Origin of the sequence: Burkholderia sp. 22088, from assembly GCF_052045915.1 — a bacterium.
Lineage (GTDB): Bacteria > Pseudomonadota > Gammaproteobacteria > Burkholderiales > Burkholderiaceae > Burkholderia > Burkholderia cepacia.
Map to the genome: position 1 here is coordinate 227,376 of NZ_JBQEPY010000007.1, position 12,707 is coordinate 240,082.

Here is a 12,707-nt window from a genome sequence, read left to right on the forward strand (position 1 = left end):
TCCGTGCCGCGGTGTCGCTGGCAGAGTCGATATGTCATTCCTACCCATCCGGAGTCCAGCGTGTCCGATCTCAACCCTTCCCGCACGCTTGTTTATCGTCGGTTCGCCGAAACCGACCTGCCCGCCGCGCATCGTCTGTCGGAAGCAGTCAAGTGGCCGCACCGGCTCGACGACTGGCGCTTCGTGCTCCAGCTCGGCGACGGCTTCGTCGCCGAGGACGAAACCGGCATCGTCGGTACCGCGCTCGGCTGGCGCTTCGGCGAAGCGCACGCGTCGCTCGGCATGGTCATCGTGTCGCCCGAGCACCAGGGCCGCGGCATCGGGCGCGAACTGCTCACCCGCGTCGTCGACAGCTTCGGCACGCGAACCATTTTTCTGCACGCGACGCCGGCCGGCGAGCCGCTGTACGCGAAATTCGGGTTCGAGGTGATCGATACGATCGACCAGCACCAGGGTGCCGCCTTCCAGCCGCCGCTGATATCGCTGCCGCCCGGCGAGCGCCTGCGGCCCATCGGCGCAAACGACGGCCCGCGGCTTGCCGCGCTCGCCTCGCGGGCCGCGGGTTATCGGCGCGACGAGGTGATCGAGGCGCTGCTCGGCGTCGCAAACGGCATCGCGCTCGATCGCGACGGCGAACTGCTCGGCTTCGCGCTGTTCCGCCGCTTCGGCCGCGGCCATGCGATCGGCCCGGTGGTCGCACCGGACGCGCAGCGCGCGCAGGCGCTGATCAGCCACTGGCTCGCGCTGCACGAAGGGAAGTTCGTGCGGCTCGACGTGCCCGGCGACAGCGGGCTGTCCGACTGGCTGCAGGGGCTCGGTCTGCCGCGCGTCGATACCGTCGTCGCCATGGCGCGCGGCGCAACGCCCGCGCGCGACCCGGCGCTGCGCGCGTTCGCGATCGTGAACCAGGCCCTTGGTTGAGCGGTACCGACGATGAGCTTTCTCTACAAGGCCGACCCGGTGCGCGGTGCGCAATGGGCACAGCGCTTCGCGCAACAGGCGCCCGAGCTTCCGTTCCGGATCTGGCCGGACCTCGGCGATCCTGAAGCCATCCGTTATCTCGCCGCGTGGCAGCCGCCCGACGATCCGGCCACGCTGCTGCCGAATCTCGAAGTCGTGTTCTCGGTCGGCGCCGGCATCGATCAGTTCGACCTGTCGCGCGTGCCTGCGCATATCCCGGTCGTGCGGATGATCGAGCCCGGCATCGTCGAAGGCATGGTCGAATACGTGACGCAGGCCGTGCTGACGATCCACCGCGACCTGCTCGACTACGCGGCGCAGCAGCGCGCGCAAGTGTGGCGCGAGCAGCCGGTGCGCGCGGCCGCGTCGCGGCGCGTCGGCGTGCTCGGGCTCGGCACGCTCGGCCAGGCCGTGCTCGATACGCTGCGCCGCTTCGGCTTCCCGTGCGCCGGCTGGAGCCGCACGCCGCGCACGCTCGACGGCATCGACTGCTACGCGGGCGACGCGGCACTCGACGCGTTCCTCGCCCGCACCGACATCCTGATCTGCCTGCTTCCGCTCACCGACGGCACGCGCGGGCTGCTCGGCGCGCGCGTGTTCGATGCGCTGCCGGCGGGCGCGTCGCTCGTGCAGGTCGGGCGCGGCCCGCAGCTCGACGAAGCCGCGCTGCTCGCGGGGCTCGCGAGCGGCCGGCTCGACAGCGCGATCCTCGACGTGACGGACCCCGAACCGTTGCCGGCCGGCCATCCGTTCTGGACGCACCCGCGCATCCGGATCACGCCGCACATCGCGAGCGCGACGCGGCCGGACACCGCGGTCGAGGCCGTGCTCGCGAACCTCGCGCGCCATCGCGCGGGGCAGCCGATGATCGGCGTCGTCGATCGCGCGCGCGGTTACTGACGCGTGCGCCCGGCCCGGCGGGGCGCGCAGCAGAAAATGCCGAAGCGCCCCGCACAAACGCCGCGTTCGTATGTTTCAGAGTGCAAATTGAAAACGCATGAGGATGGCTCGCCCGGTAGCATGAACTCATCGCTGACACCCGACGAGAGTCCCGCCCTGCCATGAACCACGCCGCGCTGATCGAAGCTGATCGTCAACACCTGATCCACCCCGTCGTCAACTATCGTGCGCACGAGGCGCGCGGCGTCACCATGCTCGAATCCGCCGACGGCGTGTTCCTGCGCGATGCCGCGGGCCATACGCTGCTCGATGCGTTCTCGGGCCTGTGGTGCGTCAACGTCGGCTACGGCCGCGACAGCATCGTGAAGGCCGCCGCCGAGCAGATGGCGAAACTGCCCTACGCGACCGGCTATTTCCATTTCGGCTCGCAGCCCGCGATCGAGCTGGCCGAACGGCTCGCGGCGCTCGCGCCGCCGTCGCTGAACCGCGTGTACTTCACGCTCGGCGGCTCGGACGCGATCGATTCCGCGGTGCGCTTCATCACGCACTATTTCAACGCGACAGGCCGCCCGTCGAAGAAGCAGATGATTGCGCTCGAGCGCGGCTATCACGGCTCGTCGTCGATCGGCGCGGGCCTCACCGCGCTGCCCGCGTTCCACCGCCATTTCGACCTGCCGCGCGCGGACCAGCACCACATCCCGTCGCCCTACCCGTACCGCCATCCGCTCGGCGGCGATCCGCAGGCGCTAATCGCCGCGTCGGTGGCCGCGCTGGAAGCCAAGGTTGCCGAACTCGGCGCCGACAACGTCGCCGCGTTCTTCTGCGAACCCGTGCAGGGTTCCGGCGGCGTGATCGTGCCGCCGGCCGGCTGGCTGAAGGCGATGCGCGACGCGTGCCGGCGCCTCGGCATCCTGTTCGTCGCCGACGAGGTGATCACCGGCTTCGGCCGCACGGGCCCGCTGTTCGCGTGCGAGACCGAACAGGTCGATCCGGACCTGATGACCGTCGCGAAGGGGCTGACGGCCGGCTATGCGCCGATGGGCGCGGTGCTGATGTCCGACGAAATCTACGAACGGATCGCGGGCAGCCGTGCGGAGTCGGCCGTGGTCGGGCACGGCCATACGTATTCCGCGCACCCGGTCAGCGCGGCGATCGGCCTCGAGGTGCTGAAGCTCTATCACGAAGGCGGGCTGCTCGCGAACGGCCAGGCGCTGGCGCCGCGCTTCGCGGCGGGGCTCGATGCGCTGCGCGCGCATCCGCTCGTCGGCGACGCGCGTTCGGCCGGCCTGCTCGGCGCACTCGAGCTGGTCGCCGACAAGGCGCACAAGACGCGCTTCGACGCGGCGCTCAACGTGCCGGACAAGATCGCGGCGGCCGCCTACGCGAACGGCGTGGTGTTTCGCGCGTTCGGCGACGGCGTGCTCGGCTTCGCGCCGGCGCTGAGCTTCACCGCGGGCGAGTTCGACCTGATGTTCGAACGCGTGCGCAAGACGCTCGACGACGTGCTGGCCGATCCGGGCGTGCAGCGCGCCCTCGACGCCGCGCACGCGCAGCCGGCCTGACCGGCCGAGGGAAAGCCGGGCTTGTGGCGGCCATCGTTCGACTCTAAAGTAACCGGACATTCCATTTTTCCGACTCACGTGAACATGACGGACAGCAAGCTGGATCGCATCGACCTGCGCATCCTCTCCCAGTTGCAGAAGCGCGGCCGCATGACCAACGTCGAGCTGGCGGATGCGGTCGGGCTGTCGCCGAGCCCCTGCCTGATCCGCGTGAAGCGGCTCGAGAAGGCCGGCTACATCGGCGGCTACGGCGCGCACATCCAGCTCGAGAAGCTCGGCGACGTGCAGGTCGTGTTCACCGAGGTCACGCTGGCCGACCACCGGCGCGAGGACTTCGACCGCTTCGTCGCGGCGATCCGCAACGTCGACGAGATCGTCGAATGCCACCTCGCGAGCGGCGGCTACGACTATCTGCTGAAGTTCATCACGCGCAGTGTCAGCCATTACCAGACGATCGTCGAAGGGCTGCTCGAACAGAACATCGGCATCGAGAAGTATTTCAGTTACGTGATCATCAAATCGCCGTTCGTCAAACGGCACTACCCGCTCGAATCGCTGTTCGGCGAACGTCACTGACGGACGGCGTGCGGCAACCCCGAACGCGGCAACGTGCTGTCCGCGCGGGGTAGTCGCGCGCCCGCGCCTTCGCCGACCGGCTTCATCCAAGGACCTGTCATGCCGCTTACGCTGTCCCGAACCGAACTCGTTCGCACCGCCAACCTGATCGACGGAACGTGGCGCGACGCGCTCGACGGCCGTCGCTTCGACGTCGTCGATCCCGCGACGCTCGACATCGTCGCGCACGCACCCGACAGCGGCGCCGCCGACGCACGCGCCGCGACGGACGCGGCCGCACGCGCGCTGCCCGCATGGCGCGCGACACCCGCCCGCGAACGGGCGGCGATCCTGCGCGCATGGCATGCCGCGATCGTTGCGCATACCGACGATCTCGCGAAACTGATGTCGCGCGAACAGGGCAAACCGCTCGCGGAAGCGCGCGGCGAAGTCGCATACGGCGCGTCGTACGTGCTGTGGTTCGCCGAGGAAGCGACACGCACGTACGGCGACCTGATTCCGCAGCAGCAGCGCGGCAAGCGGCTGAGCGCGGTGAAGGAGCCGATCGGCATCGTCGCCGCGATCACGCCGTGGAACTTCCCGCTCGCCATGATCGCGCGCAAGATCGCGCCCGCCCTCGCGGCCGGCTGCACGGTGGTCGCGAAGCCGGCGGAGGACACGCCGCTGACCGCGCTCGCGCTCGCGTTTCTCGCGCAGGAAGCCGGCGTGCCGCCCGGGGTGCTGAACCTGATCGCCGCATCGCGCGAACGTGGCATCGATGCGGTGGCCGACTGGCTCGCCGACGGCCGCGTGCGCAAGATCACGTTCACCGGCTCGACGCCTGTCGGCAAGCTGCTGGCGCGCGAATCGGCGGCGACGCTGAAGAAGCTGTCGCTGGAGCTCGGCGGCAACGCGCCGTTCATCGTCTTCGACGACGCCGAGCTCGACGCCGCGGTCGACGGGCTGATGGCCGCCAAGTTCCGCAACGGCGGGCAGACGTGCGTGTCGCCGAATCGCGTCTACGTGCAGGCCGGCGTCTACGACGCATTCGCCGCGAAGCTCGCGGCGCGCGTCGCCGCGCTGAAAGTCGCGCCGGCGACCGACCCGGCCGCGCAGATCGGCCCGATGATCAACGCGCGTGCGGTGGACAAGATTGCCCGCCACGTCGGCGACGCCGTCGAACGCGGCGCGCGCGTGCTCGCCGGCGGCAAGCGTCTGGCCGAACTCGGCCCCCACTATTACGCGCCGACGGTACTCGCCGACGCCACCGCCGACATGCAGCTGACCTGCGAGGAAACGTTCGGCCCGATCGCGGCGTTGTTCCGTTTCGATACCGAGGACGAAGCCGTCGGTGCCGCAAACGACACGCCGTTCGGGCTCGCCGCGTATTTCTACACGCAGGACGTGCGCCGGATCGCGCGCGTGTCGGCACGGCTTGAAACGGGCATCGTCGGGATCAACGAAGGCGCGCTCGCGAGCGAGGCCGCGCCGTTCGGCGGCGTGAAGGAGTCGGGTTATGGTCGCGAAGGCTCGCGCTACGGGCTCGACGATTATCTGTCGATCAAGTACCTGTGCCAGGGCGGCCTCGACTGATCGGATGAATCCGGGCCGTCCGCGAGGCGGCCCTCGCCGCGCCCGGTCGACAGGCATGCGTTGACATCGGAACCGATCGGTCCATATAATGCATCCAACTTTTGGCACCGCGTCGTTTGCGACACCGATCAATGGCAAATCCGGCTGGCGTGGGCCGCCCACGCGAATTCGAACTTGGCGATGCCGCGCGCGACGCGATGGACGTTTTCTGGGACCGCGGATATGAAGGCGCGTCCCTGCCCGACCTGATGGCCGGCACCGGCCTGTCGCGCGGTAGCCTGTACAAGGCGTTCGGCGACAAGAAGGCGCTGCTGCTGGCGGCGCTCGACCTGTACATGGCCGACGGGCTCAAGGCGACCGCGGACATTCTGTCGCAACCCGGCGCCGTCAAGGATGCGATTCGCGATTCGCTGCTGCGCTATGCGCGCCTGTCCGTCGGCGAGGCGGGCCGGCGCGGATGTCTCGCGGTCGCGATGACCACGGAACTGGCCGCGCGCGACGCGGATGTCGCGGAGCGCACCGGGCGCATGTTCCGGCGGCTGCAACAGCTCTATGCCGGTGCGATCGTCCGTGGCCAGGCGAGCGGCGAGATCGCCGAACAGGACGAACAGGTGCTGGCGCGTTTGCTGGTCTGCCAGATCGAGGGCATGCGCGTGCTGGGCAAAACCGGCGTGTCGGAGCAGGACATGCTCGCGCTGGTCGACCGCACGATGCGCATCCTCGACTGATATTTTTTTACCCAATTTGGAACCGATTGGTTCCGTATGGAGAACCGTCCATGTCACGGAATGACCCCGTATCACCCGATCCGCGCCGCTGGGCGATGTTTGCGGTCCTGCTCGTCGGCGCGTTCCTGCCGCCGCTGGATTTCTTCATCGTCAACGTCGCGCTGCCGTCGATCCGCGCGGAACTGGGCGCCTCGTCGTCGGCCGAGCAACTCGTCATTTCATCGTATGCGGGCCTGTACGCGGTGACGCTGATCACCGGCGGGCGATTGGGCGACCTGTTCGGCCGCGGCCGCGTGTTTTTCCTCGGGTTGATCGGCTTTGCGATCGCCTCGACGCTGTGCGGTTTCGCCAGTTCGCCGTGGACGCTCATCGTCGGCCGCGCGTTGCAGGGCGTGACGGCCGCGATCATGGCGCCGCAGGCGCTCGCTTCGATCCAGGCGATCTTCCCCGAAGCGGAAAAGCCGCTCGCGCTCAGCTTGTACGGCGCGGTATTCGGCCTCGCCGCCGTGGTCGGGCAGGCGCTGGGCGGGATCCTGATCTCGCTGAATCTGTTGAATCTGGGCTGGCGCACGATCTTCCTCGTCAACCTGCCGCTGGCGATTCTGGTCGTCCTGTTCGGGATTCCGCTGTTGAAGGAAACGCGTGCGCAGCATGCGCGCAAGCTCGACCTCGGCGGCACCGCGCTGTCGATGCTGACGCTGGGCGCGCTGATCGTGCCGCTGATCGAGGGGCGCGAAGCAGGCTGGCCCGTATGGGCATGGGTGTCGCTGCTCGCGGTGCCGGCCCTCGCCGGGTTCTTCTGGCGCTACGAGCGCCGGCTCGGCCGCCGCGGCGGCGCACCGCTGCTCGATCCGGCCGCGCTGCGCGCACCGGGGCTCGGCCGCGCGTTGCTGATCGCGCTGCTGCTGTACTCGATCGGCGCGTTCTTCCTGCTGTTCTCGGTGTATCTGCAGAATGCGTTGCACGTCGACGCACTGAGCGCGGGCCTCGTGTTCTTGCCGTTCGGCGTCGGGTTCCTGCTCGGCCCGTTGTCGACGCCTGCCTCCGCGCGTGTCATCGGCGCTTACGTCAATCCGTTCGGCATGAGTCTTGAGATCGTCGGGCTCGTCGGCCTCGCGTGGTTGATCGATGCCACGCCGATCGGGATGCCGCTCGCTGCCGCGCCGCTCGCCGTCGTGCTCTTCGTCATCGGTTTCGGACAAGGTCTCGCGCTGCCGACGCTCATGCGCATGGTGACGGGGCGCGTCGCACCGGCGCTGTCCGGCATGATCGCCGGCATCGCCAGCTCGACGCTGCAGGTCAGCACGTCGCTGAGCGTGGCGATCATCGGCGGCATTTTCTATACGACGCTCGGCACGCGCCAGGATCCGGCGGCCATCGCGCATGCGTTCATCGTCGCACTGCTGTCGATCTCGGTGTTCCTCGCCGTGGGCACCGCGCTGGGCATCTCGCTTGCACGGGCGGGCGCCGCTCATACGTCGATGCGGGCCGCCGCGCCTCCGGGCTTCGGCCCCGAACGCGAACGGCCGTGATCGTTTGTATTTGCCCGTATTTTCCCGTACCGACATTCATCGCCGCGTCAGTCCGACCTGGAGGTTCTTCGTGTATTTCATCGTCTCCTATCGCCGAGCCGCGGGCACGCGATTCGATGCCCGTTACTACGTCGAACAACACATTCCGCTGGTGGAAAAATCCTGGAAGCCGTACGGGCTCGACGCTATCGACGCTTTCTTTCCAGCACGTGAGGACAGCGAACTGATCGTCGTGGCGATGTGCCGTTTCAAGGACAGTGCGGCGCTGGACGCTGCGTTCGCGTCCGCGGAGACGGCAGACGTCATGGCAGATATCGATGCGTTCACCGACATCGAACCCGATCGGCTCATCACGGACGTGTTCTCGCGCGTGTCGTAGCGCCGATCGCGCGCCGCCATGCATCGGTTTCGGCCGGCACCATCGGTCACTTGTCCGATGGCGCCGCGAACGATCGGGTGTCAGGATAGGCAGCCGCCACGCGATATCGGACCGGGAGGATCACTGCAATGTCGGGACGTCAGATCTTCATCGTCGCATTGGCGAGCGGCCTGCCGCGTGCGTTCGGCGTGCTCGCTATCGTGTCGGGCCTGTTTCGGATCGGCACCGCAGTGCATCGCGGGAAACACGCCGACGCGCCGGCGCAAATGGTCTCGGGTGGAGCGCGAATGGCGCTGGCCGGCGCGCTGCTTTCCTGCGAAGCCGTCGGTGCCGTCTACTTCGCAATCGCGACGTTGGGGTACGGTTGGGCCGACACCGACGCGACAGCCTCGGATCGCAGGGAACGGATCAACGACTGGTCGACTTGAATGGTGCAACCGCCATCTTCGATACGCGGGATAAGCCACCGGACAGGCGGAGCGTCAAAGGTCGCGCCGGCCCGACGGGCCGTCCGCGCACACACGAAAGCGAATCCGCGTCGCGGAGCGCGTCAGAGCAGCCCCAGCGCCGACGCCTTGAGGGTCGCCGCGGCGCGCGTCGAACATTCGAGCTTGCGGAACGCCTTCTCGACATGGGTGCGCACCGTGCTCGGACTCATCGCGAGCGCCTGCGCAACCTGCTTGTTACTCGCGCCGCGGGAGATTGCCCGCAGGACGTCGATTTCCCGCGCGGACAGGCGCGGGCCAACGGCCGACGCGCCCGTGGCGATGCGCCGGGGCACGGGCGTCCCGCCCGTCACGAGCGCGGCTACCACTTCGCCGCATAGCCGGCCGCACGCCGCTTCTTCCTGCAACTGGACGGCGGCGGCCGCATCGCTCAGCGCCGCGCGCCACGGACGCACCGAGCGCAACGCGACCCACGCCAGCGACGCCGCCAGCACGCGCGCTTCGAGCGTCAGCGCCACATCGCGCGCGCCGCGAAAATAGCCCGAACCGTCCTGCCGCTCGTAGGCATACGACGCAAGCACCGCGGCTTCGCCGAGCGCGCCGGTCTGCCTGCCGGCGCGCTCGGTCCAGTACGGGACGAGTCGCACCTTTTCCCATGCGCTCGCAGGCAGCCGCGTCGGCAGATTCCACACATCGTTCGGCACCGCGGCCCTGCCGATGCCATGAATCAGTCCGGCCCGGTACACGCGTTCGCGCGCGGCCTCGTCCGGCGAAAGACGGCCGTAACAAGCGGCCGCAGTCGCCGCGACCGAACGCGAAAAACCCGTCATCCACGGCAGTTTCAGATCGATGACGTCCGCAATCAATTCGGCGGACGTCGCGCCCTGCATGTCCGGCGTGGCCAATGCGGCATCCAGGTCGGCGGGCGCCATTTGCTCGAGCGCCGCCAGCCAGCGCGGTGCGTCGCGCGCAGCAGTCTCGACGAGCACGGCCGGATAACGTGACCCCGCGCGCTGGCCGATCAAGTCGAGGGCCTGTTCGATGCCGTACGTGCGGCTGAGCACGTCCAGGTCGCCCGCCAGCGCGACGATCGACACGGCGGGCGGCACCTGTTCGCGTTCGAGCCGCGCAGGCAGCCCGTTGCCGTCCCAGGTTTCGAAAATGTGCCGCAGCGCGGTTTCCGTCGCGCTGGACAGACCGAGTATTCGCGCCACCTCGCCCGAGACTTCGCAATGAATCTGCGCGAGCGGGATCAGCGCGACACCCGCGCTGCCGATCGCTTCAGCCATGGCGGGCCGGCTCTCGAGCATCGCGGCGCGGATCGCGACGTCATCGCCGAATACCTGCGCGAAGCCCGCCGCGTTCGCCGTGCAGCCCGACCAGCGCAACAGCGCCACCTCGCGAGCCGTGTCGCACACCGATGCATCGAATCGTGCCGCGTGCGCGAGCTGCGCCGACAGCCAGCCGGTGCGCGGCGAATGGTCGGTCGGCTGGCCCATGCTGAGATCGCCGATGAAGGCCAGCGCGCGCACGGCGTCGACTATGCGCAGCGGGGCGTGACGGGCTTCGGCGTCGGGCATCGGATGGGCGGAGAGATTCGCGAGGACGGGGAAACGATCATACGCGACGGCGTCGCGGCGTGCAGGGGCATGTGCGTCGGGCGGCGCGCCCCGGGGCCAACACGGTGCGATGTTCGCTCGCATCTCTGCGGAGCGCCCCGCGGACTTCGCCATCGGACATCTGACCGATGGCGGCAGGCGCGGACGATTGCGATACTCGGCGCACTGGAGATCCGTGCCGGCGCCGCATCCGAATCCGCATGGCGGACATCCTGCGTGCCGGCCGGAACGACGTTTCGATGTAAAAGGAGTGCAAATGACTGATCGCTACCCTGAATTCCACGCCCTGGCCGACGAACACTGGCTGAAGCGGTACTACTTTTCCCGGGCGGTGTTCTCGCTGATCTGGGTCGCGCTGGCGTTTTCCGTCGGCCGGCGGAGCGCGGCCGGCGCGGCGGTCCTGCTGGTCGTTTATCCGGCCTGGGATGCGCTCGCCAATTTCGTCGACCTGTCCCGCAGCGGCGGGATGGCGGCAAACCGCACGCAGGCGGTCAACGTCGCGATCAGCGCCGTCACGACACTGGCGGTATTTCCGGCGTTGAATGCGGGCCTGCCCGCGATCCTCGCGGTGTTCGGCGTATGGGCGATTCTGTCCGGCGCGCTGCAGCTCGGCACTGCCGTGCGGCGCTGGAAGCAGGCCGGCGCGCAGTGGGTGATGGTGCTGAGCGGCGCGCAATCGGCGTTGGCCGGGTTGTTCTTCATTTTGCAAAGCCATGCGCCGATGCCGCCGGCGATCGTTAAGATCGCGGGTTACGCGGGAGTAGGTGCGCTCTATTTCCTGATATCCGCCATCTGGCTGCAGGTGCGGGGGATGCGGCGCAGGGTGTCGTGAGCCGTCGGGCGGAATGAAGACCTGCACGCGGGCACGAATGACTCTGAACGACCCGAAGCGGACCTCCAACTTTCTCGATAGGAGACGTTCGCGGTTGCCGTTGTAGATCTGACTACGCGAGCGCGGCTCTTTGTCAAACCTGCTTCGAGGCTACACACGCATCATGCAGAACACGACCAACGAAGATTGCGTGTTGAATCTTCACTTCCTTGCTATCCGACTTCTCATACAGGTAGCGCCACTCAACAAATACGCCATTGAGTTGCGCGAGGCATTCTCTGACTGTCGGCTGGCCATCCAGCACGGATTGCGCCGTTGCAGCCGGAGCAGCCGCATCTATCGCAGCATGTGCGGCCGCTGGAAGCGCATCGAATAACTTAAGCAAGTCGTGTCCCTTTAGAGTGGCGCCGTGAACCTGCCCTAAAGTTTTCAGGTATAGCTCTATCGCAAATGCGATGTTGACCACAAATGGCGCAGCGCTCAACCCATTTCTCGGCACATTCGCTAGGTCCCTTTCGTACAGGTAGGCAGAAGTGCTTGCGAACGCCAGCGCCTGACGGAACATACTTTGCACCAAGGTAACTTCCTTGTGAAGTCCCTTGCTCTCGATATACGCCCGAGCTATCTCGGCATCCTTCTTGGTGTCGCCCGTCGCAGGCACCTCTCCGATAAGTACTCCGTTCAAAAATAGCTTCTTGGTCGGCGGCGTTGCAGTACTCATAGGTTCCCCATTGCGTCAAGCCAGAATGGCAGAGTTCGATTGTCAACTATCTGGGTGCCAGCGTCGAATGACTGGTGCTGGCCGGATGCCGCCCGACGCGTTTGACTATAGCTACCCCAGAGAAAACGCCAGCCATTCCCCATACCAGCCTTCCGCACCGGTCAATGCCCCCGGCCTGACCCACATCCCTACCGCCCACGCAACGCCTGAGCGAGCGCATCCCCCGCAGCCAGAATATGCGCGGACAGAGCCGCACACGCCGCGTCCACATCCCCCTCACGTATCGCCCGAACGATGTCCCGATGTTCGCCGTTCGAGCGATCCTGCCAGTCGAGTTGCTGCCACGTCGCATACAGATGCCGTGAACTGGCCCGATGCATATCGCCAATCGCGGCGACGAGCCGCGGCATCCCGCACGGCGCGGTCAACGCCCGATGAAACCTCAGATTCAGCGTGCCCAGCACGGCGATGCCACGCGCCGCGGCCTCCTGATCGAGGATCGCATCGAGTTCCTCCAGCGCCCGTGCATCGAGCGCGGGAATCGCCTCACGCAACGCCAGCGCCTCGAAAGCAGCACGCATCTTGGCCATTTCAAGCACGTCCGCCGGCTCGAGCGGCGCCGCCCGCACGCCTCGTCGCGGTTCCACCACGGCCAACCCCTGCGCTTCCAGCCGTCTGAACGCCTCGCGTACCGGCACATGACTCGCGCCGAACTCTGCCGCGATGTGGTCCTGACGCAGCCACTCCCCCGGCGCGATGACGCCCGAGATGATGCGGTCCGCCAATGCGATAGCGATCCGATCGGCCAGCGAGCGCTCCTCCTTGACTTCAAAGTTCATCCCGACCACCATGCATATATTATCTATAAAATTGTAACAAG

At 67.5% G+C, this 12,707-nt stretch carries 13 protein-coding genes; 10 read left to right on the forward strand and 3 right to left on the reverse strand.

Going from position 1 to position 12,707, the window contains the following annotated elements; genetic code table 11:
• The first annotated feature begins 60 nt into the window (after positions 1 to 60).
• The 9 genes from ACTJLD_RS15815 (at position 61) to ACTJLD_RS15855 (ending at position 8,637) form a co-directional block, all read left to right on the forward strand.
• On the forward strand, positions 61 to 921 hold the full coding sequence (locus tag ACTJLD_RS15815) for a GNAT family N-acetyltransferase (protein WP_440659254.1): 861 nt from the start codon (positions 61 to 63) through the stop codon (positions 919 to 921).
• Positions 922 to 933: 12 nt separating this feature from the next.
• The gene (locus ACTJLD_RS15820; protein WP_440659255.1) at positions 934 to 1,860 is read left to right on the forward strand and encodes a 2-hydroxyacid dehydrogenase; all 927 of its coding nucleotides are present in this window, start codon (positions 934 to 936) and stop codon (positions 1,858 to 1,860) included.
• Between the two features lie 161 nt (positions 1,861 to 2,021).
• Positions 2,022 to 3,422, forward strand: a complete 1,401-nt coding sequence (locus ACTJLD_RS15825; protein WP_440659256.1) for an aspartate aminotransferase family protein — start codon at positions 2,022 to 2,024, stop codon at positions 3,420 to 3,422.
• Between the two features lie 84 nt (positions 3,423 to 3,506).
• On the forward strand, positions 3,507 to 3,998 hold the full coding sequence (locus tag ACTJLD_RS15830) for an Lrp/AsnC family transcriptional regulator (protein ID WP_006749694.1): 492 nt from the start codon (positions 3,507 to 3,509) through the stop codon (positions 3,996 to 3,998).
• Positions 3,999 to 4,097: 99 nt separating this feature from the next.
• Complete coding sequence (locus ACTJLD_RS15835) at positions 4,098 to 5,570, forward strand: NAD-dependent succinate-semialdehyde dehydrogenase (RefSeq protein WP_226187214.1); 1,473 nt, start codon at positions 4,098 to 4,100, stop codon at positions 5,568 to 5,570.
• Positions 5,571 to 5,701: 131 nt separating this feature from the next.
• On the forward strand, positions 5,702 to 6,298 hold the full coding sequence (locus tag ACTJLD_RS15840) for a TetR/AcrR family transcriptional regulator (RefSeq protein ID WP_048027395.1): 597 nt from the start codon (positions 5,702 to 5,704) through the stop codon (positions 6,296 to 6,298).
• A 50-nt stretch (positions 6,299 to 6,348) separates the two neighbouring features.
• On the forward strand, positions 6,349 to 7,830 hold the full coding sequence (locus tag ACTJLD_RS15845) for an MFS transporter (RefSeq protein WP_440659257.1): 1,482 nt from the start codon (positions 6,349 to 6,351) through the stop codon (positions 7,828 to 7,830).
• Positions 7,831 to 7,900: 70 nt separating this feature from the next.
• On the forward strand, positions 7,901 to 8,209 hold the full coding sequence (locus ACTJLD_RS15850; protein ID WP_027792833.1) for an EthD family reductase: 309 nt from the start codon (positions 7,901 to 7,903) through the stop codon (positions 8,207 to 8,209).
• A 128-nt stretch (positions 8,210 to 8,337) separates the two neighbouring features.
• Positions 8,338 to 8,637 (forward strand): hypothetical protein, encoded by a 300-nt coding sequence (locus tag ACTJLD_RS15855; protein WP_059699531.1) that lies wholly within the window; start codon positions 8,338 to 8,340, stop codon positions 8,635 to 8,637.
• A 122-nt stretch (positions 8,638 to 8,759) separates the two neighbouring features.
• On the opposite strand, the gene ACTJLD_RS15860 is transcribed toward ACTJLD_RS15855, so the two are convergent.
• Positions 8,760 to 10,235: an HD domain-containing phosphohydrolase gene (locus tag ACTJLD_RS15860; RefSeq protein ID WP_440659258.1), complete on the reverse strand. Its 1,476-nt coding sequence runs from the start codon at positions 10,233 to 10,235 to the stop codon at positions 8,760 to 8,762.
• A 295-nt stretch (positions 10,236 to 10,530) separates the two neighbouring features.
• On the opposite strand from ACTJLD_RS15860, the gene ACTJLD_RS15865 reads away from it, so the two are divergent.
• Positions 10,531 to 11,106 (forward strand): DUF308 domain-containing protein, encoded by a 576-nt coding sequence (locus ACTJLD_RS15865; protein WP_440659301.1) that lies wholly within the window; start codon positions 10,531 to 10,533, stop codon positions 11,104 to 11,106.
• A 133-nt stretch (positions 11,107 to 11,239) separates the two neighbouring features.
• On the opposite strand, the gene ACTJLD_RS15870 is transcribed toward ACTJLD_RS15865, so the two are convergent.
• Both ACTJLD_RS15870 and ACTJLD_RS15875 read right to left on the reverse strand, forming a co-directional pair.
• Positions 11,240 to 11,827 carry a hypothetical protein gene (locus tag ACTJLD_RS15870; protein WP_165581905.1) on the reverse strand — a complete coding sequence of 196 codons (588 nt, stop codon included), beginning with the start codon at positions 11,825 to 11,827 and terminating at the stop codon, positions 11,240 to 11,242.
• 188 nt (positions 11,828 to 12,015) lie between these two features.
• Complete coding sequence (locus ACTJLD_RS15875; RefSeq protein WP_440659259.1) at positions 12,016 to 12,666, reverse strand: GntR family transcriptional regulator; 651 nt, start codon at positions 12,664 to 12,666, stop codon at positions 12,016 to 12,018.
• Positions 12,667 to 12,707 lie beyond the last annotated feature (41 nt).

Coding starts and splice junctions, on each gene's coding strand:
- ACTJLD_RS15820 (WP_440659255.1), top strand. CDS start 934: ATGAGCTTTCTCTACAAGGCCGACCCGGTGCGCGGTGCGCAATGGGCA.
- ACTJLD_RS15825 (WP_440659256.1), top strand. CDS start 2,022: ATGAACCACGCCGCGCTGATCGAAGCTGATCGTCAACACCTGATCCAC.
- ACTJLD_RS15830 (WP_006749694.1), top strand. CDS start 3,507: ATGACGGACAGCAAGCTGGATCGCATCGACCTGCGCATCCTCTCCCAG.
- ACTJLD_RS15835 (WP_226187214.1), top strand. CDS start 4,098: ATGCCGCTTACGCTGTCCCGAACCGAACTCGTTCGCACCGCCAACCTG.
- ACTJLD_RS15840 (WP_048027395.1), top strand. CDS start 5,702: ATGGCAAATCCGGCTGGCGTGGGCCGCCCACGCGAATTCGAACTTGGC.
- ACTJLD_RS15845 (WP_440659257.1), top strand. CDS start 6,349: ATGTCACGGAATGACCCCGTATCACCCGATCCGCGCCGCTGGGCGATG.
- ACTJLD_RS15855 (WP_059699531.1), top strand. CDS start 8,338: ATGTCGGGACGTCAGATCTTCATCGTCGCATTGGCGAGCGGCCTGCCG.
- ACTJLD_RS15860 (WP_440659258.1), bottom strand. CDS start 10,235: ATGCCCGACGCCGAAGCCCGTCACGCCCCGCTGCGCATAGTCGACGCC.
- ACTJLD_RS15865 (WP_440659301.1), top strand. CDS start 10,531: ATGACTGATCGCTACCCTGAATTCCACGCCCTGGCCGACGAACACTGG.
- ACTJLD_RS15870 (WP_165581905.1), bottom strand. CDS start 11,827: ATGAGTACTGCAACGCCGCCGACCAAGAAGCTATTTTTGAACGGAGTA.
- ACTJLD_RS15875 (WP_440659259.1), bottom strand. CDS start 12,666: ATGAACTTTGAAGTCAAGGAGGAGCGCTCGCTGGCCGATCGGATCGCT.